Below are 18,236 nucleotides of genomic sequence, written 5' to 3'. Positions count from 1 at the left end.
GGATTTAGGCAAAATGAAAGATTGTTGAATCTGTTTAAGAACAGTCGAATGGGAACGGTTTCGTCCGTTTCGTAACGTAACGTCACAACATTGGCGTTACGCGTGCGGCGTAACGTGAGGGGCGTGGAGGGCTGGCGGGCGGTCTGATTGTTTTACTGGTGGACTAGGTGTGCACATCTAACCTATCGTAAATCCTATGTGTAGATCGTACCGAAACGCCGTACAAATACGTCGTGCTCCCGGAAAGTTTTTTCGACCCGGTCTTAAAAGAGGTTGGAAGTTAAATAGGAACGGATATAGAATCCGGAGCAGATGTAAGCAAATGTACAGTTCGGTACACGACGTTCGAGGAGGGTCGCTATCGCGAATGTTAACTTGCATCAAATGTTGATACATACCCTTCGGGGTGACATATAAAGAAGGCGCACCTGGTTGTCGTTACACCTGATGTGACGAACGGCGCGGGGCAAGGGCCGGATATGCGGGGATGTAGAACGTATAAAAGGCCAAAAAACGTACATACAGGCACGAGGAATTAAAAAATGAAAGCACTCATCAAGCGCTTCCTGAAGGAAGAAGACGGGGTTACCGCGATCGAGTATGGACTGATCGCGGGGCTGATTGCAGCCTTGATCATTGCCAGCGTGACGACCATCGGCACGAAGATCTCGGCTCTGTTCGCCACGATTGCCAGTTCGCTGCCCTGACCCTTGTGGTTTGCTGGGGGCAAGCGAGCCGCAGTAGCGGCTCGCTTGCCGTTACATCAGCATGCGCCGTCGATTGCAATATGGCACATCTCATCAGCACCAGCTTTTTTTTTGCCTGGGCCGTTCTCGTTGCTGCCGGTGATATTCGATTTCGGCTCGTTCGGAATTCGCTTGTCATCTGCGGGGGCGTTGCCGCACTCTTCAGTTCACTGATAAACGCAAATCCGTTTGGTATTTCAACCGAGCAGGCATTGATCGGTATGCTGGTCGGTTTGGCCAGTTTCTTCCCGCTTTTTGCGATGCGTGTCATGGGGGCGGCAGACGTCAAGGTATTCGCGGTTCTCGGCGCGTGGTGCGGTTTGCCGATATTGCTTAGGCTGTGGGTTATTGCCAGCCTTGCCGCCGGGTTGCACGTCCTGGGACTGATACTGCTCACTCACACGCCACTCGGCGCGTTATGGGAGCGTGGATCGCCGGCGATGGCGCTTGGCGGGCGGCGCTCAACACCGTACGCGGCATGTCTCGTCGTTCCTGCGGCGGCTTGGCTGGGCTATCTGGTCATTACCTGGAGCGCGCGATGAAACGACAGTATCAATCGGGCGCGCGCTCGCGGGAGCGAGGAGCAACTGCCGTCGAATTCGCGCTGGTATTTCCGCTGTTTTTTCTGATTCTGTACGCGATCGTGACGTTCGGGCTGATCTTCGCGGTTCAGCAGGGCTTGACGCTCGCCGCGACCGAGGGGGCGCGTTCGGCACTGAACTATGTGTACGAGGCCAACGGTTCGGGAACGCAGGCGCTGACGGACCGAGCGAGCGCAGCAAAGGCGACGGCTGCAGGCCTCACTTCATGGCTGACCAATGTCCAGATCCCGACGCCGGTATCAGGAACATGCAGTTACGACCCGACGATGTATTGCGTGACGGTCACCGTGACCTATCCGTATCAGGCGCATCCGCTGGTTCCGTCTCTGCCGTTGATGGGTCTCGTCACACCGACGCAGCTTACCGGCACGGCCACCGTCCAGATCAATCCGGCAACCATCCTATGAGCCGGACGATACATACGGCGGGTTACATGCATATAGCGGTGTCCCCGCTCGAACATAACAACATCAATCTACGGCACCGACATTCACCATGGCCAACAACTTGACGAAGATCATCGCCGGGCTGCTGATCGCAATCGCCGTTCTGCTCGGGATCTATGCGTGGACGCTTGGTCGCGCGCAGGTCCATCCGCCGGTTGTGGCAACGCCGACTGTCGCGGCGCAGCCGGTGCCGGTCGTCGTGGCGGCACGCCTGCTGCCGGCCGGTCAGCCAATTCCTGCCGATGCATTGAAGCTCGCGCAGGTTCCCATGATGCCGACGGGCGGGTTCAGCGATCCGACCGCTCTCGTAGGTCGCGTGCCGGCGAATGACATTCTTGCCGCGGCACCAGTGCTCGAAGGCGGGTTGACTTCCGGACTGGCCGACCAGGTGGCGCTCGGTGAGCGCGCTGTCGCGGTGAAGATCGACGAGTCGAATGCGGTGGGCAATCGGTTGCGGCCCGGCAACTTCGTCGACGTGTTCGTGAATCTGAGGCGTGACGGTTCCGGCGGCGGGCAGGCGGGCTCGGAGATTCCCGGTACGCAGGCGCGCCTGCTGCTGTCGAAGATCCGTGTGCTGTCGTTTGGCGATGCAACCTCCGATCGGGACGGCGGCGGCGGACCGAGCGGTGCGGTGCGGACCGCGGTACTCGCCGTGCCGACGGCGCAGGTCGATGCGCTTACGCTTGCCGAGGCAAGCGGTCGTCTGACGCTCGCGCTGCGCAATCCGCGGGACACCGAAATCGCGACACAGACAGTTGCGGTGCGTGCGGCAGTCGGGGGTGCCACGCCATCCGCGCAGGCCGCGAGCGGCGTATGGCTGGACGACCTGTCGGGCGGACGTGCACGCGGTACACCCCGCACGCTGGTTGCACCGCGCGCGCCTGTCATGGCCCGTGGGAGCGTCGGCAGCATCGAAGTCATTCGTGGCGGGCGTGCCGAGACGGTCGCCTATTGACATCAACGTACGATCATCGACAGCAGCTACGGAAGAGAGAAGGCCGCGCGACGGCCCGCGACACAATGACAAATAAACTGATTGCATACGCGATTGCTATTTGGGCCATGACCTTTGCCGTCCTGACGGAGGCGGCTGGCACGAACGCATCGATTGACCTTGCGGTCGGCTCGCAACGGCAGATCGCTGCCGGCCACACGCTGCAACGGATTGCAGTGGGCGATCCTGCCGTCGTAGACGTGCTGGTGATGAAGGGCAGTCACGCCGGGTCGGTGCTGCTGGTTGCGAAGGCACCGGGTTCTACGAACGTTATGTTATGGGAACGCGGCCGCGACGAGCCGACGGTGTGGAACGTCAATGTCGTCGATGCGGCCGCTCAGGCGGTACTGGATGGTTCTGGACCGAAGGTCAAGGCATATGGCGGAGCCGCGGTCCTGTCTGGCTCCTCGGCATCGCTTGATGCGCATGAACGTGCCGTGGCAGTCGGCAAGCGGATGGGGGGCAAGGACGGCACTGTGATAGATGCGTCGACGGTCGGTAACCGGAGTGTCGTGCAGGTCGACGTGCGCGTCGTCGAATTCAGCCGCTCGGTGCTGAAGGAGGCGGGGCTCAACTTCTTCAAGCAGAGCAACGGATTCGCGTTCGGCGCATTTTCGCCGGGCGGCCTTCAGTCTGTGACGGGGGGGGCGACGTCGGGTTTCCAAGCGGCGGCCGGCATTCCGATCGCGTCGGCGTTCAACTTGGTCGTGAATTCCGCCGGCCGCGGGATCTTCGGCAATATTTCTATTCTTGAAGCGAACAACCTGGCCCGCGTTCTTGCGCAGCCGACGCTGGTGGCGCTGTCGGGGCAGAGCGCGAGTTTTCTCGCTGGCGGCGAAATTCCGGTACCGGTGCCGCAGGCACTGGGCTCGACAGCGATCGACTGGAAGCAGTACGGCGTCGGTTTGACACTGACGCCGACCGTGCTGAGCCAGCGCCGGATTGCACTGAAGGTTGCGCCCGAATCGAGCCAACTCGATTTTCAGCACGGCGTAACGATCAACAGCGTGTCGGTGCCGGCCATCACGACCCGGCGCGCGGATACGACGGTCGAGTTGGGTGATGGCGAGAGCTTCGTGATCGGTGGCCTGATCGACCGCGAAACGATGTCGAATATCAGCAAAGTTCCGGTCCTGGGCGATTTGCCGATTATCGGCGCGTTCTTTAAATCCTTGAGCTACCAGCAGAACGATAAGGAACTGGTGATCATCGTGACGCCGCATCTGGTTGCACCAATCGCGAAGGGCGCACCGCTGCCGGCGACGCCTGGCGAGTTGTCGGAGCAGCGGGACGGGCCTGTCTGGCGCTCGTATCTCGGTGGTATCGCGTCGCCGGATGCCGCACCGGGATTTTCGAAATGACCGCACGGCGCGGCGTCGTGCGATATGGATTCGGGGGTATTCAATGTGAATGCGAGAACCCTTTCATTGGCTGAGCCCGCCGTGACTGACTATTTTGTATGTGCATCGCATCAGGGCGAGCATCTCCGCTGGCTGGGGGATACGCTCGTGTCGGCCGGTACGGTGGAGTCGGTGTCGCTGGAGCCAGGCGCACTGGCCCAGCGCATCCTGGGGCTCAACCCCGCGATCGTCTTCATCGATTTTTCGCAAGCGCAGGCCGAAGCGAGCGTTGCGGCGGCGGCGGTGCGCCTTGCACATCCGAGTTTGCCGGTCGTCGCGCTCGGTACGCTGGCGGAGCCGGAAAGCGCGCTCGCTGCGCTGCGGGCCGGTGTGCGCGATTTCATCGACGTTTCCGGCAGTGCGGAAGACGCATTGCGTATCACGCGCGGGCTGCTCGAGCACGCTGGCGCGGAACCGGCAAATCGCCACGGCAAGCTGGTTGCGCTGCTCGGCGCGCGCGCCGGGATGGGTGTAAGTACGCTCGCATCGAATCTGGCCGTATGGCTGCACAAGCGCGGGGCTGCCGGCATCGTCGCGGGCGACGCGTCTGCGTTCGGTGTTGCCACGCCGCATGCCCGGCAAACGGCGCTCGTCGACTTGGGCCTGCCGGCAGGCGATAGCGCACTGTTTCTTAACACGCGTTGCGAATTCCACTTTGTTGATGCCGTGCGCAACCTGCGCCGCATCGACCGGACATTCGTCAACACGGCCCTCGCACGACACGCCAGCGGTGTCGCGCTGACGACGCTGCCGTCGAACCTCGCAGATTTGCGCGACGTGTCGTATGCAGCCTGCGTCGGCTTGCTGAATCGACTGCGCGCATTCTTCGATCAGCAGATCGTCGATCTGGGCGGCTTTACGAACCTGGAGTTTATCGCGCAGATCGCGGGGGGTGCCGACGAGGCATGGCTCGTCTGCGATCAGGGCGTGGCGTCGATTGTCTCAGCGGTCGATCTGCTCGAGGGGCTGCGCGATGCAGGGATCAATCTCGGCAAGATGCGTCTCGTCGTCAATCAGTACGATGCGGCACTGAGCCTGACGCCGGCTCAGATCGCAGACCGGCTCGGGATCGCATTATTGACGACGCTGCCCGCGCGGCGTGTGTCGATAGGGCAGGCGGCCAACCAGGGACGACTCATTGTCGACGTGGCCGAGCGCGATCCGTATGTGCGTGCGCTCGAGCCGCTCGCGGAGCGACTGGCTGGCACGGGTGCGGCGGGAAAGAGCGCCGCGTCGGGTCTGTCCGTGCTCAAGCGTTTCATTCAACCTTTGTCCAAGCGTTCGTAAGCGATGGCACACGACATTCAATTTGCCGACGGCGCCGCGCCGTTCTCCCAGTCGCAGCAGTTCCATGACATCAAGAACGCCGCGCACGAACACTTGCTGACTCGCATCGAGGAACTGGGGGCCGAATTCGGCCGTTGGTCGCGCCAGGCGATCAACCAGTTCGTCGATCTGGAAATCGACAGCTTCGTGCGTTTGCGACGCATCCCGCTCAACGAGAACGAAGTCAGGACGATTGCCGAGGCGCTGACCAAGGAGCTTGCCGGGTTCGGGCCGATCGAAGATCTGCTTGCCGATCCGCATGTCGAGGACATCCTGATCAATGGCTACAACGATATCTACGTATCGCGCCACGGGATCCTGGTCAAGTTGCCGATTCGGTTCACCGATAACGCGCATCTGCTGCGTATTGTGCGACGCATCCTGGCGCCGATCGGCCGACGCCTGGACGAATCGAATCCGATGGTCGATGCGCGGCTGCCGGATGGCGGGCGTGTCAACGTGGTGATCGAACCGCTGTCGATCGACGGACCGGTTGTGTCGATCCGGAAATTCCGCAAGGATCCGCTCAAGCCGGCCGATCTGCTCGGCAACGGCACGTTCAATGCGGAGATCGGCGCGCTGCTCGAGGCGGCGGTGGAGGCGCGCTGCAATATCCTCGTGTCGGGCGGCACAAGCTCCGGCAAGACCTCTCTGCTCAATGCGCTCGCGTTCCATATTCCTGAGCCGGAGCGCGTCGTGACGATCGAGGATACGGCCGAACTGTCGCTGAATCATCCGCATGTCGTGCGCCTCGAAAGCCGGCCTGGCGGCTTCGACGGGACTGGCGTCGTGTCGATTCGCGATTTGTTGCGTAATACGTTGCGGATGCGCCCGGACCGGATCATCGTCGGCGAAGTGCGCGGCGGCGAGGTGCTCGAGATGCTGCAGGCGATGAACACGGGTCACGACGGCTCGATGGGGACCGTGCATGCGAGTTCACCGCGCGAGTGTCTCTATCGTCTCGAGATGCTAGCCGGCTTCGCCGGGTTCCAGGGAACCGAGTCGAGCCTGCGTCGGCAGATCGCGAACGCGGTCGACTTTATTGTGCAGATAGGCCGTCTGTCGAGCGGCCGGCGCCGGATTCTGTCGATTACCGAGGTAACCGGTCTGTCGGACAACATCATCGCGACGCAGGAACTGTATCGCTATGAGGCGCGCGTGACGCCCGAAGGCGAAGAAGTGGACAACTGGGAATCGCTCGGCATTCATCCGCACTCGCCGAAACTCGCACGCTTCCGTCAGGCGCTGCAGAGCGGCTTCCGCGGTAGTGGTGGCGGTGGCTTCGGAGGAGGCGGCGGGTTCGGGCGCGGAGGCGGGGGGTTCAATGTATAGCGTGCTGGCAATGGCGCTTCTGCTCGTGGCCGCCGCGCTGATGCTGTGGCGGCACGGTGAGATGAAGCGCGATCGCGCTGACGTGCAGCGCTTCATCGACAGCCGGATCGAGCCTGGCGCGCGATCGGGCGGTGCGCATCAGCGGGAAACCCTGTCGGCGTCAGCCGCCGCGGCACGCGTGGTTCCCGGCGTACCAGCTTCGCAGTGGGGGCGCTGGCGCTCAATCGTCACCGAGTATCTCGGTAACGTGGCAAGCCGTGCGGGAATCGAGGACGCAAATGGCAAGGCGCTGCTGGCGCTACTCGCACTGGCCGGGGCCGCGTTCGCTGCAGGCGAGCGGGGCGGCTGGCTCGGTGGTATCGCCGCGCTCGTCTGCGGCGCCGCGCTGCTCGTGTTCTGGCTGGTGTCGCGCATACATCGGCGGCGCCTGATGATCGTTCGTCAACTGCCGTCGTTTCTGGACGGGATCGTACGGCTGGTGACGCTGGGCAATAGCGTGCCGGCTGCGTTCCAGGCCGCGCTGCAGACGACCGAGGCGCCGTTGCGCGGATGCCTGGACCATGTGTCCAGGATGCTGCGTACGGGTGTCGAGATTGACCGCGCGATGATGCACATCGCGAGCGTGTACCACACCAAGGAGTTCGAACTTGTCGGGTCGGTGCTGCGGCTGTCGGTACGGTACGGCGGTCGCGCGGACATCATGCTCGACCGGATGTCGACGTTCATGCGCGACCTCGAACAGGCCGAGCGGGAACTGGAGGCGATGTCTTCGGAAACGCGTTTGTCGGCATGGGTGCTTGTGATGCTGCCGATTGCGATCGGCAGTTTTGTCATCGCGACCAATCCGCTCTATCTCCAGTCGATGTGGAACGACTATACCGGTCGTCAGTTGCTGTTTCTCGCTTTCACGCTGCAGGTGGCGGGCGGGATCTGGCTTTACCACATGGCCAAACTGAGGTGACGGCATGACAGCCAATCAGGTTGGTTCGCTCGCATTGGTGCTCGGCGCAGTGGGTATCCTGTTGCTGGCGCTGCTCGCGATCCGCAGTGCGAATGCACAATCGCGCAGCGGTCGGACACTGACCGATGCGCTCGAGCGGCGGCTTGCCACGCTGGCGGCCGCAAGGGGGCAGGCAGCTCAGGATGCGGATGAATCGTTGCGGAAAGACCAGGACGCCCGGCAGACAACCGATCAACCGTCGCGATTCGTACAAATACAGGCACGTCTGTCGGTGCTCGGGATGCGCTGGCTTGATACCGGTATCGGCCGGCTTGTCGTTGCCGAAGAGGATCGGCTGTTGCTCGAGCAATGCGGTTTCGTCGATGCGCGCACGCGCGGCTTGTTGCTGAGTGCGCGGATCGCGTGCTCGATCATTGTTCCACTCGCATACATTGGCATGGTCGGGCCGCATGTGAGCGGCACGCAGTGGTGGCTCGGCATGGGTATTTCGTTCATCGTCGGATTCATGGTGCCGAAGCTCTACTTGAGGCGCCGTGCCGCGAAGCGCCGACAATCGGTCATCGACGAGTTGCCGCTGCTGGTCGACATGCTGCGCCTGCTTCAAGGGGTCGGCTTGTCGCTCGATCAGAGCATCCAGGTCGTCACGAACGACTTCAAGGGCATGATGCCTGTGCTCTCGTCGGAAATGGAGATCGCCCAACGACAGTTCGCGGCGGGGCGAACACGCGAGCAATCGTTGCAACGGTTGTCGTCGGGCTTTGAAAACGAGGACCTGCGCGCCATCGTGCGATTGCTGATCCAGGTCGACAAGCACGGCGGCGCGGTGCAGGAGCCGCTCAAGCAATTTGGCGAGCGCTTGCGTGAGGCTCGTCGCGCAATGCTGCGCGAGCGCATCGGTCGGTTGACGGTGAAGATGACGGGCGTGATGATCGTAACGCTTCTGCCCGCACTGCTGATTGTGACCGCCGGCCCGGGGATGATCTCGGTGTTGCGCGCGCTGAGCCAGGCACAGCACTGACGAAGGGAAGGGGAAGGGCGGAAGATGAAGCGCATCGATGAAGTCGCGAAATTGGCCGGCATGGTGGCGATGGCAAGCCTGCTCTGCGCGTGTTCGGCGTTCAAGGAAAGCGGCTACGGCGTCGGTCCGCAGGCCGAGCGTGCGGCATTGATGGACGCCGCCACCCAGAAGCAGGCAGCGCCCGATACACCCGGTATGTATCTGGGCCTGATTGAGCGGATGCAGTCGCAAGGACTGTATTACGCGTCGCTCGCGCATATCGATGCGTACGAGAAGCAGTACGGTGCGTCACCACAAACCATCCTTCTGCGAGCCGACGCGTTGCGCATGACCGATCAGCCGGCCGCGAGCACGGCTGTCTACACGCAACTGCTCAACACGCCGCTGGCGGCGCGCGGGTATCGGGGGCTTGGGCTGATCGCCGGTGCGGCGGGCGATTTCCCGCGCGCTGCGCAGGCATTGTCGCAGGCGACGGTGCTGGCGCCGACTGATGCTGCGACGCTGTCGGATCTCGCCTACGCAAAATTGCGCGGCGGTGATATCGACGGGGCACGTATCCCGCTGATGAAGGCGGCCGAACTCGATCAGAACAATCCGAAGATCATCAGCAATCTGGTGCTGTACTTGCTCGCGTCCGGCCGTACGCACGATGCACAACGGCTCATGGCACAGCAGAAGCTGTCGGCCGACATTCGTAACGACATTCGCGGCGACGCGATGAAAATCACTGCGGCAGCGCGTGCGTGGCGCCACGCGACACCGTCACCGACCTCGGTCGCGACGCCGGTCGGCTCGGGCAGCGTGGTCAACGTGTCGAGCGCCGATGTTTCACGGCGGCCGTCGCCAGTCGAAAACATTCAGGGATTCGATCCCACCGCGCCGCTGTTGCAGCGATTCGCACAATGAGAAAGTATTCGGGGGAAGTGACATGACGAACGACAAACGTTTCAAGTGCCGCCTTGCGTGGCTGCATCGCAGCATCGCACTGGTTGTGCTGATGGGGGGCGCGACGGCAGCACTATGCGAGGAATCGATGCCGTCAGCGGCGGAAGTCGGCCATTCGACCGATGCGCTGCTCGCGCTGCAACGGGACAATCGCGCGGCCGGGCCGGCATTGCCAATGCTGGGCGATACCGCATCGCTCAGCTATCAGCGCTATCTCGATTCGTTCAAGCATAAGATTCCGGAGTCGATGGGGTCGCCGGTCAATACGAATGGCAGCGGCGGGTCCGGCGGACAGCATTCCATGCAATCATATTGAGCGAGGCGGCAATGATCGCGGCTCGCCATTCATCAAACTGTGTGACCGGACGGAGGCATGCCTTGCCGCGGCGCCAGCGCGGCGCGGTCGTCGTCATGGCGTCCGTATGGATACTGCTGGCGATGGTGATTCTCGGTTCGGTCGATATCGGCAACGTGTTCCTGGCCCGTCGCGACATGCAGCGCGTCGCCGATCTCGCGGCACTCGCCGCAGTTCAGCGACTGGACGACACGTGTGCGAACGTGACGAGCGTGGCCACGAACAACGCGTCGACGAACGGTTTTTCCGTCGGCGGGACCACGACGCTGTCGGCCGATTGTGGTTATTGGGCACCTACAGCCACGGGGACGTCGAGCAGTTTCTACTCGTCAAAGACGTCGATTCCCAAGCTCACACAGCTGAATGCGGTTCGGGTCACGATTTCCAAGTCGATGCCGTATTTCTTCTTCGGACCGACGCGCACTGTGACCGCCACGTCGACCGCGAAGGCGACCAACATCGACACGTTCTCGATCGGCGCGACGCTGGCCGCCGTTGGTGGAGTCGGTTGCTCGGGGGTGCCGACCGGCAATCCCGGTCTGGTGAATGCTTTGCTGGGCGCGCTTCTGCAAGGCCAGGGCGGTACGCCGTTAACGCTCGATCTCGCGTCTTATCAGGGGCTTGCGTGCGCGAACGTCAAGCTGGGCGACATCGCCGTCGCACTGCAGTCGCTATCGGTCGGCAACGGGACGATGGGCGGGCTGGTCAATGCGCAGGCATCTGTCGGCACACTGCTCAAGGCGATGGTGGCGGCCGTCGGGAAGACCACCACACTCGGTACCACCCTGCAGTCGAGCGCAACCGGCGCGCTGAACAGTATTCTCAACTTGAGCCTGCTCAGCAATACCAACATCAACGTCGCGAGCCTGACTGGGCAGAGTGCTACGTCGCTGCTCACGCTCGGACTCGCGAATGCACAGGCGGCTGCCGACGCGACGGTGAACGTGCTCGATCTCGTAATGGCGATGGCGCAGATCTCAAAGAGCGGCAAGCCGGGCGTCGTGATCGGCGCCAATGTGCCGCTGACACTGTCGAACGGGAATTCCGTATCGATCGTGCAGTTGCAGGCGCAGGTCATCAGCCCGCCGACCATCGCGGTGGGAGAGGGAGGGAAAGACGTGACCGGCGCATGGCGCACGGTCGCGACGAACGCGCAGATCGGCCTCTATCTCCTCGTCAACCTTGGTGTGAACCCGCTGCCGGTCGTGTTGTCCGCGAACGTGTACTTGCCGATTTACGTGCAGCTCGGTGCCGGCAGCGCGACGTTGCTGTCGACCAATTGCCTGACCTTGCCGAATTCGGCCACGATCAGCGCACAACCGAGCATCGCGAATCTCTGTATCGGCCAGCCGCCGCTCAGCGGCAATCTGCTCAATCTGCCGGCGACCTACAGTTGCTCGACACCCGCCAAGGTGCTCGACGTGCTGGTGCTGGCTGGCGCCGTCGAGGTTTCTGCGACCGTTTCCAACGTGTCGGTGAATCTGGCCGGCAACACGGCGACCAACACGTTCTACGGACGGGGCGGAAGCGATCCATCCTACTACTGGACCACCAACACGAACGCGCTGGGTTCCGCCGTGAGCAACGCGCTGGCCGGTCTGAATGCGGCCACGATCACGCCGAAAGTGGACGTACTGTTCGGCCTGATTAGCGTCACGGTCACACCGGATTTCATTCCGAATCTGCTAGGGATCCTGACTGGCGTTTTGAGTCCGCTGTTGAGCGCGCTGGACGGTATCATCGGTCCGCTGCTGGATCTGCTGGGCGTCCAGCTCGGTGCCGCCACGGTGCATCAGATGTCGCTGACCTGCGGCGCTGCACAAACTGTCAGTAATTAGAGAAGCAAGACCACCCGATGAGAACCACTTCCGCAATCGCAGAACTCGACCTGTACGTCTGGGAAGGCAAGGCGGACATCGTCGACCGCGTTGCCCGTTGCATGGCGAGCTTCGACGTCGAAGTGATCCGCGCCGACAATGCGGAAATCTCGCCGGAGCGCGCCGCATTGCGGCCGTCGCTCGCGATCATCAGCGTGACGATGATCGAAACCGGCGCGGCATTCCTGCGCGACTGGCAGGCCAACATCGGCATGCCGGTCGTCTGGGTCGGCGCGGCGCGCGACCACGACGCGTCGCAGTATCCGCCCGACTATTCGCACATCCTGCCGCTCGACTTCACCTGTGCGGAACTGCGCGGGATGATCGGCAAGCTCGTCACGCAGCTGCGCGCGCATGCGGCCGATACGCTGCAACCTTCCGAACTCGTCGCCCACTCGGAGTCGATGCAGGCGCTGCTGCGCGAGGTCGATACGTTCGCCGACTGCGACACCAACGTGCTGCTGCACGGCGAAACCGGCGTCGGTAAGGAACGTATCGCGCAATTGCTTCACGAAAAGCATTCGCGCTACCGGAACGGCGAATTCGTTCCGGTCAACTGCGGCGCGATTCCGGATGGCCTGTTCGAATCGCTGTTCTTCGGGCACGCGAAAGGCTCGTTCACCGGCGCGGTTGTTGCGCATAAAGGCTATTTCGAGCAGGCGGCGGGCGGCACGTTGTTCCTCGACGAAGTCGGCGACCTGCCGTTGTACCAGCAGGTCAAGCTGCTGCGTGTGCTCGAGGACGGCACCGTGCTGCGGGTCGGCGCGACGACGCCGATCAAGGTCGATTTCCGTCTCGTCGCGGCCAGCAACAAGAAGCTGCCGCAACTCGTGAAGGATGGCCTGTTCCGCGCGGATCTCTACTATCGGCTCGCGGTGATCGAGCTGAGCATTCCGTCGCTGGAAGAACGGGGCGCGGTCGACAAGATCGCGCTGTTCAAGTCGTTCGTCGCGGAGGTGGTGGGCGACGAGCGGCTCGCGCAGTTGTCTGACCTGCCTTACTGGCTCGCGGACGCGGTAGCGGACAGCTATTTCCCCGGCAACGTGCGCGAACTGCGCAACCTTGCGGAGCGCGTCGGGGTGACGGTGCGGCAAACGGGCGGCTGGGATGCCGCTCGACTGCAGCGGCTGATCGCCCATGCGCGCAATTCGGCGCAGCCGGTGCCGGTGGAGAGTGCGGCAGAGGTCTTCGTCGACCGCAGCAAGTGGGACATGAACGAGCGCAGCCGCGTGATCGCTGCCCTCGACGCAAACAGTTGGCGGCGCCAGGATACGGCTCAGCAGCTCGGCATCAGCCGGAAGGTCCTGTGGGAAAAGATGCGCAAATATCAGATATTCGACGAAGAGCCCGAGACCCGCGAAAGCGAGTAATTAATGAGATAAAATCGCGCTGAATTACAACGACACGGGCGGGGAATTGAAATTCATGAGCCATATGACGGGGTTGGGGCGGGCGTGTGTGTTGCTCGCCATGATGGGAGGCATGCAGGGCGCGTTCGCGCAGGGGTTGGCCGGCAACGCATCGCCGGCGGTACAGCAGGCGTCGGCACCGGTGGCGGCGATTCCGGTGATCGACCAGCAGGTTCAGACGTCGGTGCAGCCGCAGGCGGGCGAGACGACCGGGCAGAGCACGGTCGACGAACTTCAGCGCCAGATCCAGGCGCATTCGCTGACGGAAATGCGCACCAGCTATAACGGCAGCTACGGCGCGAGCCTGCTGTTCAGCGTGAAGGACGGTTCCTATTTCGTCGCGCTGTTTCAGCAGAAGGCGTTCTGGCGTGTGATCAAGACCTACGACGAGACGCGGGCGGAAACGATCTATCGCGATTTCTCGCGTCAGGCGGAACGGCTGGCCGTCAACGAGCTGCGTGCGGCGAAGCTGGAATCGCAGAAGGCGCAGATGGACCGGCAGATCGAAGTCACGCAGGAGCGGGCGCGGCGTCTGCAGGCGGACATCTCGATCGCACGCGAGCAGCAGGCAACGGTCGCGGATCGCCAGAAGAGCGTCCGCGCCGAGACGGCGGCGTTGCAGGCGCAACAGGCGCAGCTTCAGTCGCAATTGCGCGCATTGCAGCAGCAGGTGCGTTCGCTGCAGCGCGAGGCCGACGCAGGCTTGCCGACGACGGCACACTGAGCGATCACGGCACGGCCGGTGCGGCGACATGCCGCGCCGACCCACCAGAAAAAAGGGCAAGCCATTTGGCTTGCCCTTTCGTTTTACTGGCCGTCCGGCACGATTCGCCGGCGGCGCGTAACGATCACCGGCCCATTGCCGCCGCGTGTGTCGGACGGCGACGTGTTGCCCGATGCGTCGCCGGCGTCGCGGGGTGTGCTGTAGCTTTCGCGCGGGGCGCCATAGCCTTCGCGGGGCTCGCGCGGCGCGCCATAACCGTCGCGCGGTTCGCGCGGGGCGTAGCCTTCGCGCGGTTCACGGGAACCATAACCTTCACGCGGTTCGCGCGAGCCGTAGCCGTAGCCGCCGCCTTCGCCGCGCGATTCGCGGGCGCCGCCGTGCGAGCCGTACGGGCTGTGGCCGCCGCCTTCGCGGCCGCCCGGCCGACCACCGGTACGCGGGCCGCGGGGGCCGCCGCCGCCCGGGCGCGAGCCGCCCGTGTCGAGCTGGATCGTGGAAATCGCACGCTTGTAGATGCCTTGCAGACCCACGGGGGTGCGCAGCATCACCAGGTACTGGTCGAACGACTCGATACACCCCGTCAGACGAATGCCGTTGACGAGATAGATTTCAACACGCTTACGTTCCTTGCGCGCCGAATTGATGAAGTCGTTTTGCGGATGGGATTCTGCGGGATTGGCCATTGAGGTGCGGCAGGAGCCTGCGTCAGAGAATATGTTGTGCGTGTGTGGCGTGGTCGCCCACCAAGTGTTTGGCGGGATTTTACCCTGTTCGTTCCACCAGTGCGCAGTCGCGATTGTGTCGAACCGTAACCCACTATAGACGTTCCCGTGCATTTGCGCGATTCGGTCGAATGGCTAGTGCCGTTTCGTTACGTCGCGTTACGACTCTCGCAACGGCGTAGCACCTGATGGCGCGGGGCGCGATTACATTCGACGCGCGTGCCGGGCTGGCCGGTGGATCCGGGAAGGGGAACATGAACAAGCAGGGATTGGCGGTGTGGATCGGGAGTGTGGCGTTGCTCGCTTCCGGCAGTGCAATGGCGGGACACGTCGACCTGTCGGTGGGCATCGGCGTGCCGGTCGCACCGGTCTATGCCGAACCGGCGCCGGTCTATGTGGCGCCGCAGCCGGCGGTGGTCGCCTATCCGGGTTACGGATACGGCTACTACGGCGACGAGGACGACGACGGTTACCGGAGATGGCGCAGGCACGATCACAGGCATTGGCACAAGCATCACGACGATGACGACGATTGAGCGCGACCCGCGCGGCGCCGGCGACGATCAGAACGCGTAATCCGGATTCTTCGGGTCGAACGCGGATTCGTCGAGCGTCGCCGGCGCGATTTTCTCGATGATGATCCGTTCGAAGATCTTGCCGTCGTTGTCATAGGATTCGACAGTCCTGAAGTACGGCGCGTGCAGGTCGAGCCCGAGGGTTTCCTTCTTCGCATAGAACTGCGGGCGGCCGGTCGGCGTCTCATAGGTGAGCGCGACGACGCGCACCCCGCCGATCGTCTTCGCTTCCACCTGCGTCGGCCGCTGCACGCCGGCTTCCTGGTATTTCTTCCCTTCGGTCAGGTACAGGTTCGTGATGAACTCGGTGCCGAGATCCTTCACCTGGTGATTCGACTGCGCGCGTGCGAGTGCGCCGTCGAGCGCCGTCCACAGCGGAATCTTGCCGAGCAGGCCGCCGAGATGGCCGTACATCTCGTCCTTGCGCCGGGTCGTGTCGTAGATCGTCTCCTGTCCCGCATGCGCGCCGTCCGGCAGCCATTTCGCATACACCCGCAACGGTTCGCGGGTCGTCTTCACGAGCATGCGGTCGGGCGTGTCCGACCATTTCCCGCTGATGCGCTCCTGGCGCACCATCGTGAACTGGTACGACGGATAGCCGTTGGGACCATTGCGGATATAGAGCGGCACGGTGAGCGGATCGAGTGCCTTGAACAGCGCCGTGAGCGTCGCGTCGTCAAGTTGTGCGAGCGTGCCGCGCTGGGCGGCCGTGCGCAGCCAGCGCGCCTGCTGCACGACCGGCTCGCGCGTGACCTTCGCCAGGTCCGCCGGCAGTGCGTCCTCCTGGACCGCGCTCGCGGCAGCGGCGGTTTCCTGCGCATGCAGGCCGGCTTGCGCGAGCGACAGCATGCACACAATGGCCGCGGCGGCGTGCCGCGTGCGGCGCTTCGTTCCTTCGTTCATCGACAGCGTCTCCCGGGGCGATGGATCGTTCAGCCTCGCTTCGCGGCATTGAGCTTGGCGAGTTCCTCGTCGCGCAGCGCGCGGCGCAGGATCTTGCCGACATTCGTCTGCGGCAGCGCGTCGCGGAACTCGACGAACTTCGGCATCTTGTAGCCGGTCAGGTTCTTGCGGCAGTGCGCGAGCACGTCGTCGACCGTCAGCGTCGGGTCGCGGCGCACGACGAAGACCTTGATCCGTTCGCCCTGGACTTCGTCCGGGATGCCGATCGCGGCGGCTTCGCTGATGCCCGGATGCATGACCAGCACTTCCTCGATCTCGTTCGGATACACGTTGAAGCCCGAGACGAGGATCATGTCCTTCTTGCGGTCGATGAGGCGGATGAAGCCGCGTTCGTCCATCACGCCAATGTCGCCGGTGCCGAGCCAGCCGTCGGCGTCGATCACCTTCGCGGTCTCGTCGGGCCGCTGCCAGTAGCCGCGCATCACCTGTGGGCCGTGCACGCACAGCTCGCCGGGCTCGCCGATGCCGGCCCAGGTGCCGTCCTCGCGCCGGAAGCGCACGAGCGTCGACGGCGCGGGCAGGCCGATCGAGCCGCTGAATGCGGCCATGTCGTTCAGGTTCACTGGATTCATCGTGACGATCGGCGAGCATTCGGTGAGCCCGTAGCCTTCGACGACCGGCCGCCCCGTGACCTCGTGAAAGCGCTCCGCGACCGCGCGCTGCATCGCCATGCCGCCCGCCATCGCGAGCTTGAGCTTCGAGAAGTCGCGCTTGCGGAATTCCTCGTTGTCGAGGAACGCGTTGTACAGCGTGTTGATCCCGGTGATTCCGGTGAACGTTTCATTGCGGATGATCTTCATCACCATCTTCATGTCGCGCGGGTTCGCGATCAGGATGTTGCGACCGCCGAGCCCCATGAAGATGAACGCGTTCACCGTCAGCGAATAGATGTGATAGAGCGGCAGTGGCGTCAGCACGGTCTCGACGTCGCCCGAGACCTGGTCGGCGATCCACGCCTTGGCCTGCAGCAGGTTCGCGATCAGGTTGCCGTGCGTGAGCATCGCGCCTTTCGCGACGCCTGTCGTGCCGCCCGTGTATTGCAGGAACGCGAGATCGTCGCGCGTCGTCTTCACCGGTTGCGGTTTGCCGCGTGCGCCGAGCGCGAGGGCGGCGCGCAGCCGGATCGCCTGCGGCAGGGTGTAGGGCGGCACGAGCTTTTTCACGTGCTTCAGCACGAAATTGATCAGGCGCCCCTTTGCATTGAAGCCGTCTGCGAGCAGGTCGCCGAGCGCGGTGACGACGATGTTCTTCACCTGCGTTTCGGGCAACGCGTCCTGCAGCGTGCGTGCGAAGTTCTCGAACACGACGATCGTCTGCGCGCCGCTGTCCTTCAACTGGTGCGCGAGTTCGCGCGCGGTATAGAGCGGGTTGACGTTGACGACGATCGCGCCGGTTTTCAGCGTCCCGAACAGCGCGACCGGGTACTGGAACGTATTCGGCAGCATGATCGCGACGCGGTCGCCCGGCTTCACGCCGGTGCTTTGCAGATACGACGCGAACGCCTCGACTTTCTGCGCGAGCGTGCGGTAGGTCATCGATGCGCCTGCGCTCACGTAGGCGACGCGCTCGGCGAAGCGTGTCGTGCATTCGTCGAAGAATTGCACGAGCGATGCGTATTGCGTGACGTCGATCTCGTGCGGCACGCCGGGCGGATACGACGCGTACCAGATGCCATCGGTGTTCGGCGGGAGCTGGGCCGCTGCGGTTGCTGCGGATGAGGACATGATGTGTCTCCGTTGTCGGTGAGAGTTGGCGCTTCAGCGCCTACGCTCACCCCATGCTTTGCGGTCGGTGAGAATCGACGCTTCAGCGCGATGTTCTCGCCATGCCTTTTTGTCGAC

18 protein-coding genes are annotated in these 18,236 nt (G+C 63.2%); 15 read left to right on the top strand and 3 right to left on the bottom strand.

The annotated features are described in order from the left end of the window. The first annotated feature begins 542 nt into the window (after positions 1-542). The 14 genes from WS66_RS22220 (at position 543) to WS66_RS22155 (ending at position 14,135) form a co-directional block, all read left to right on the top strand. The gene (locus WS66_RS22220) at positions 543-707 is read left to right on the top strand and encodes a Flp family type IVb pilin (protein ID WP_059608547.1); all 165 of its coding nucleotides are present in this window, start codon (positions 543-545) and stop codon (positions 705-707) included. 80 nt (positions 708-787) lie between these two features. Further along, entirely contained in the window at positions 788-1,288 is a 501-nt protein-coding gene (locus WS66_RS22215; protein ID WP_059608546.1) for an A24 family peptidase, read from the top strand. Beyond that, a complete protein-coding gene (locus WS66_RS22210; protein WP_059608545.1) occupies positions 1,285-1,755 on the top strand; it encodes a TadE family protein in 471 nt (156 codons plus the stop codon). The genes WS66_RS22215 and WS66_RS22210 overlap by 4 nt, the downstream gene beginning before the upstream one ends. 88 nt (positions 1,756-1,843) lie before the next feature. Then, positions 1,844-2,749: a Flp pilus assembly protein CpaB gene (gene cpaB, locus WS66_RS22205; RefSeq protein WP_059608544.1), complete on the top strand. Its 906-nt coding sequence runs from the start codon at positions 1,844-1,846 to the stop codon at positions 2,747-2,749. Positions 2,750-2,814: 65 nt separating this feature from the next. After that, positions 2,815-4,149, top strand: a complete 1,335-nt coding sequence (locus tag WS66_RS22200) for a type II and III secretion system protein family protein (RefSeq protein ID WP_059608543.1) — start codon at positions 2,815-2,817, stop codon at positions 4,147-4,149. Between the two features lie 45 nt (positions 4,150-4,194). Next, positions 4,195-5,475, top strand: coding sequence for a fimbrial protein (locus WS66_RS22195; protein WP_059608593.1), 1,281 nt, complete (start codon positions 4,195-4,197; stop codon positions 5,473-5,475). Positions 5,476-5,478: 3 nt separating this feature from the next. Continuing rightward, the gene (locus WS66_RS22190) at positions 5,479-6,846 is read left to right on the top strand and encodes a CpaF family protein (RefSeq protein ID WP_059608542.1); all 1,368 of its coding nucleotides are present in this window, start codon (positions 5,479-5,481) and stop codon (positions 6,844-6,846) included. Beyond that, complete coding sequence (locus tag WS66_RS22185; protein ID WP_059608541.1) at positions 6,839-7,807, top strand: type II secretion system F family protein; 969 nt, start codon at positions 6,839-6,841, stop codon at positions 7,805-7,807. Before WS66_RS22190 ends, WS66_RS22185 begins: the two co-directional genes overlap by 8 nt. Before the next feature lie 4 nt (positions 7,808-7,811). After that, positions 7,812-8,825 (top strand): type II secretion system F family protein, encoded by a 1,014-nt coding sequence (locus WS66_RS22180; protein WP_059608540.1) that lies wholly within the window; start codon positions 7,812-7,814, stop codon positions 8,823-8,825. Between the two features lie 24 nt (positions 8,826-8,849). Next, the gene (locus tag WS66_RS22175) at positions 8,850-9,731 is read left to right on the top strand and encodes a hypothetical protein (protein ID WP_059608539.1); all 882 of its coding nucleotides are present in this window, start codon (positions 8,850-8,852) and stop codon (positions 9,729-9,731) included. Positions 9,732-9,753: 22 nt separating this feature from the next. Beyond that, a complete protein-coding gene (locus tag WS66_RS22170; RefSeq protein WP_059608538.1) occupies positions 9,754-10,086 on the top strand; it encodes a DUF3613 domain-containing protein in 333 nt (110 codons plus the stop codon). An 11-nt stretch (positions 10,087-10,097) separates the two neighbouring features. Next, positions 10,098-11,963, top strand: a complete 1,866-nt coding sequence (locus WS66_RS22165; RefSeq protein WP_082729103.1) for a TadG family pilus assembly protein — start codon at positions 10,098-10,100, stop codon at positions 11,961-11,963. Between the two features lie 17 nt (positions 11,964-11,980). Further along, a complete protein-coding gene (locus WS66_RS22160; protein WP_059608537.1) occupies positions 11,981-13,372 on the top strand; it encodes a sigma 54-interacting transcriptional regulator in 1,392 nt (463 codons plus the stop codon). A 55-nt stretch (positions 13,373-13,427) separates the two neighbouring features. After that, positions 13,428-14,135 carry a DUF2968 domain-containing protein gene (locus WS66_RS22155; RefSeq protein ID WP_059608536.1) on the top strand — a complete coding sequence of 236 codons (708 nt, stop codon included), beginning with the start codon at positions 13,428-13,430 and terminating at the stop codon, positions 14,133-14,135. An 83-nt stretch (positions 14,136-14,218) separates the two neighbouring features. Here the strand turns inward: WS66_RS22155 and hfq are convergent, their stop codons facing one another. Then, complete coding sequence (gene hfq, locus WS66_RS22150; RefSeq protein ID WP_059608535.1) at positions 14,219-14,818, bottom strand: RNA chaperone Hfq; 600 nt, start codon at positions 14,816-14,818, stop codon at positions 14,219-14,221. 293 nt (positions 14,819-15,111) lie between these two features. Between hfq and WS66_RS22145 the strand changes: the two genes are divergently transcribed. Then, positions 15,112-15,393 (top strand): hypothetical protein, encoded by a 282-nt coding sequence (locus WS66_RS22145; protein WP_059608534.1) that lies wholly within the window; start codon positions 15,112-15,114, stop codon positions 15,391-15,393. Between the two features lie 27 nt (positions 15,394-15,420). Here WS66_RS22145 and WS66_RS22140 read toward each other — a convergent pair whose 3' ends face one another. Next, entirely contained in the window at positions 15,421-16,335 is a 915-nt protein-coding gene (locus tag WS66_RS22140; protein WP_059608533.1) for a DUF1571 domain-containing protein, read from the bottom strand. A 29-nt stretch (positions 16,336-16,364) separates the two neighbouring features. After that, positions 16,365-18,119 carry an AMP-binding protein gene (locus WS66_RS22135; protein WP_059608532.1) on the bottom strand — a complete coding sequence of 585 codons (1,755 nt, stop codon included), beginning with the start codon at positions 18,117-18,119 and terminating at the stop codon, positions 16,365-16,367. Positions 18,120-18,236 lie beyond the last annotated feature (117 nt).

Source organism: Burkholderia sp. LA-2-3-30-S1-D2 (genome assembly GCF_001523915.2).
GTDB classification, from domain to species: domain Bacteria; phylum Pseudomonadota; class Gammaproteobacteria; order Burkholderiales; family Burkholderiaceae; genus Burkholderia; species Burkholderia diffusa.
This window is presented reverse-complemented; position numbering and strand designations above follow the sequence as displayed.

Excerpts from the sequence above, each read along its gene's own strand:
- WS66_RS22220 (WP_059608547.1), top strand. The coding sequence starts at position 543 with ATGAAAGCACTCATCAAGCGCTTCCTGAAGGAAGAAGACGGGGTTACC.
- WS66_RS22215 (WP_059608546.1), top strand. The coding sequence starts at position 788 with ATGGCACATCTCATCAGCACCAGCTTTTTTTTTGCCTGGGCCGTTCTC.
- WS66_RS22210 (WP_059608545.1), top strand. The coding sequence starts at position 1,285 with ATGAAACGACAGTATCAATCGGGCGCGCGCTCGCGGGAGCGAGGAGCA.
- cpaB (WP_059608544.1), top strand. The coding sequence starts at position 1,844 with ATGGCCAACAACTTGACGAAGATCATCGCCGGGCTGCTGATCGCAATC.
- WS66_RS22200 (WP_059608543.1), top strand. The coding sequence starts at position 2,815 with ATGACAAATAAACTGATTGCATACGCGATTGCTATTTGGGCCATGACC.
- WS66_RS22190 (WP_059608542.1), top strand. The coding sequence starts at position 5,479 with ATGGCACACGACATTCAATTTGCCGACGGCGCCGCGCCGTTCTCCCAG.
- WS66_RS22185 (WP_059608541.1), top strand. The coding sequence starts at position 6,839 with ATGTATAGCGTGCTGGCAATGGCGCTTCTGCTCGTGGCCGCCGCGCTG.
- WS66_RS22180 (WP_059608540.1), top strand. The coding sequence starts at position 7,812 with ATGACAGCCAATCAGGTTGGTTCGCTCGCATTGGTGCTCGGCGCAGTG.
- WS66_RS22175 (WP_059608539.1), top strand. The coding sequence starts at position 8,850 with ATGAAGCGCATCGATGAAGTCGCGAAATTGGCCGGCATGGTGGCGATG.
- WS66_RS22170 (WP_059608538.1), top strand. The coding sequence starts at position 9,754 with ATGACGAACGACAAACGTTTCAAGTGCCGCCTTGCGTGGCTGCATCGC.
- WS66_RS22165 (WP_082729103.1), top strand. The coding sequence starts at position 10,098 with ATGATCGCGGCTCGCCATTCATCAAACTGTGTGACCGGACGGAGGCAT.
- WS66_RS22160 (WP_059608537.1), top strand. The coding sequence starts at position 11,981 with ATGAGAACCACTTCCGCAATCGCAGAACTCGACCTGTACGTCTGGGAA.
- WS66_RS22155 (WP_059608536.1), top strand. The coding sequence starts at position 13,428 with ATGAGCCATATGACGGGGTTGGGGCGGGCGTGTGTGTTGCTCGCCATG.
- hfq (WP_059608535.1), bottom strand. The coding sequence starts at position 14,818 with ATGGCCAATCCCGCAGAATCCCATCCGCAAAACGACTTCATCAATTCG.
- WS66_RS22145 (WP_059608534.1), top strand. The coding sequence starts at position 15,112 with ATGAACAAGCAGGGATTGGCGGTGTGGATCGGGAGTGTGGCGTTGCTC.
- WS66_RS22140 (WP_059608533.1), bottom strand. The coding sequence starts at position 16,335 with ATGAACGAAGGAACGAAGCGCCGCACGCGGCACGCCGCCGCGGCCATT.
- WS66_RS22135 (WP_059608532.1), bottom strand. The coding sequence starts at position 18,119 with ATGTCCTCATCCGCAGCAACCGCAGCGGCCCAGCTCCCGCCGAACACC.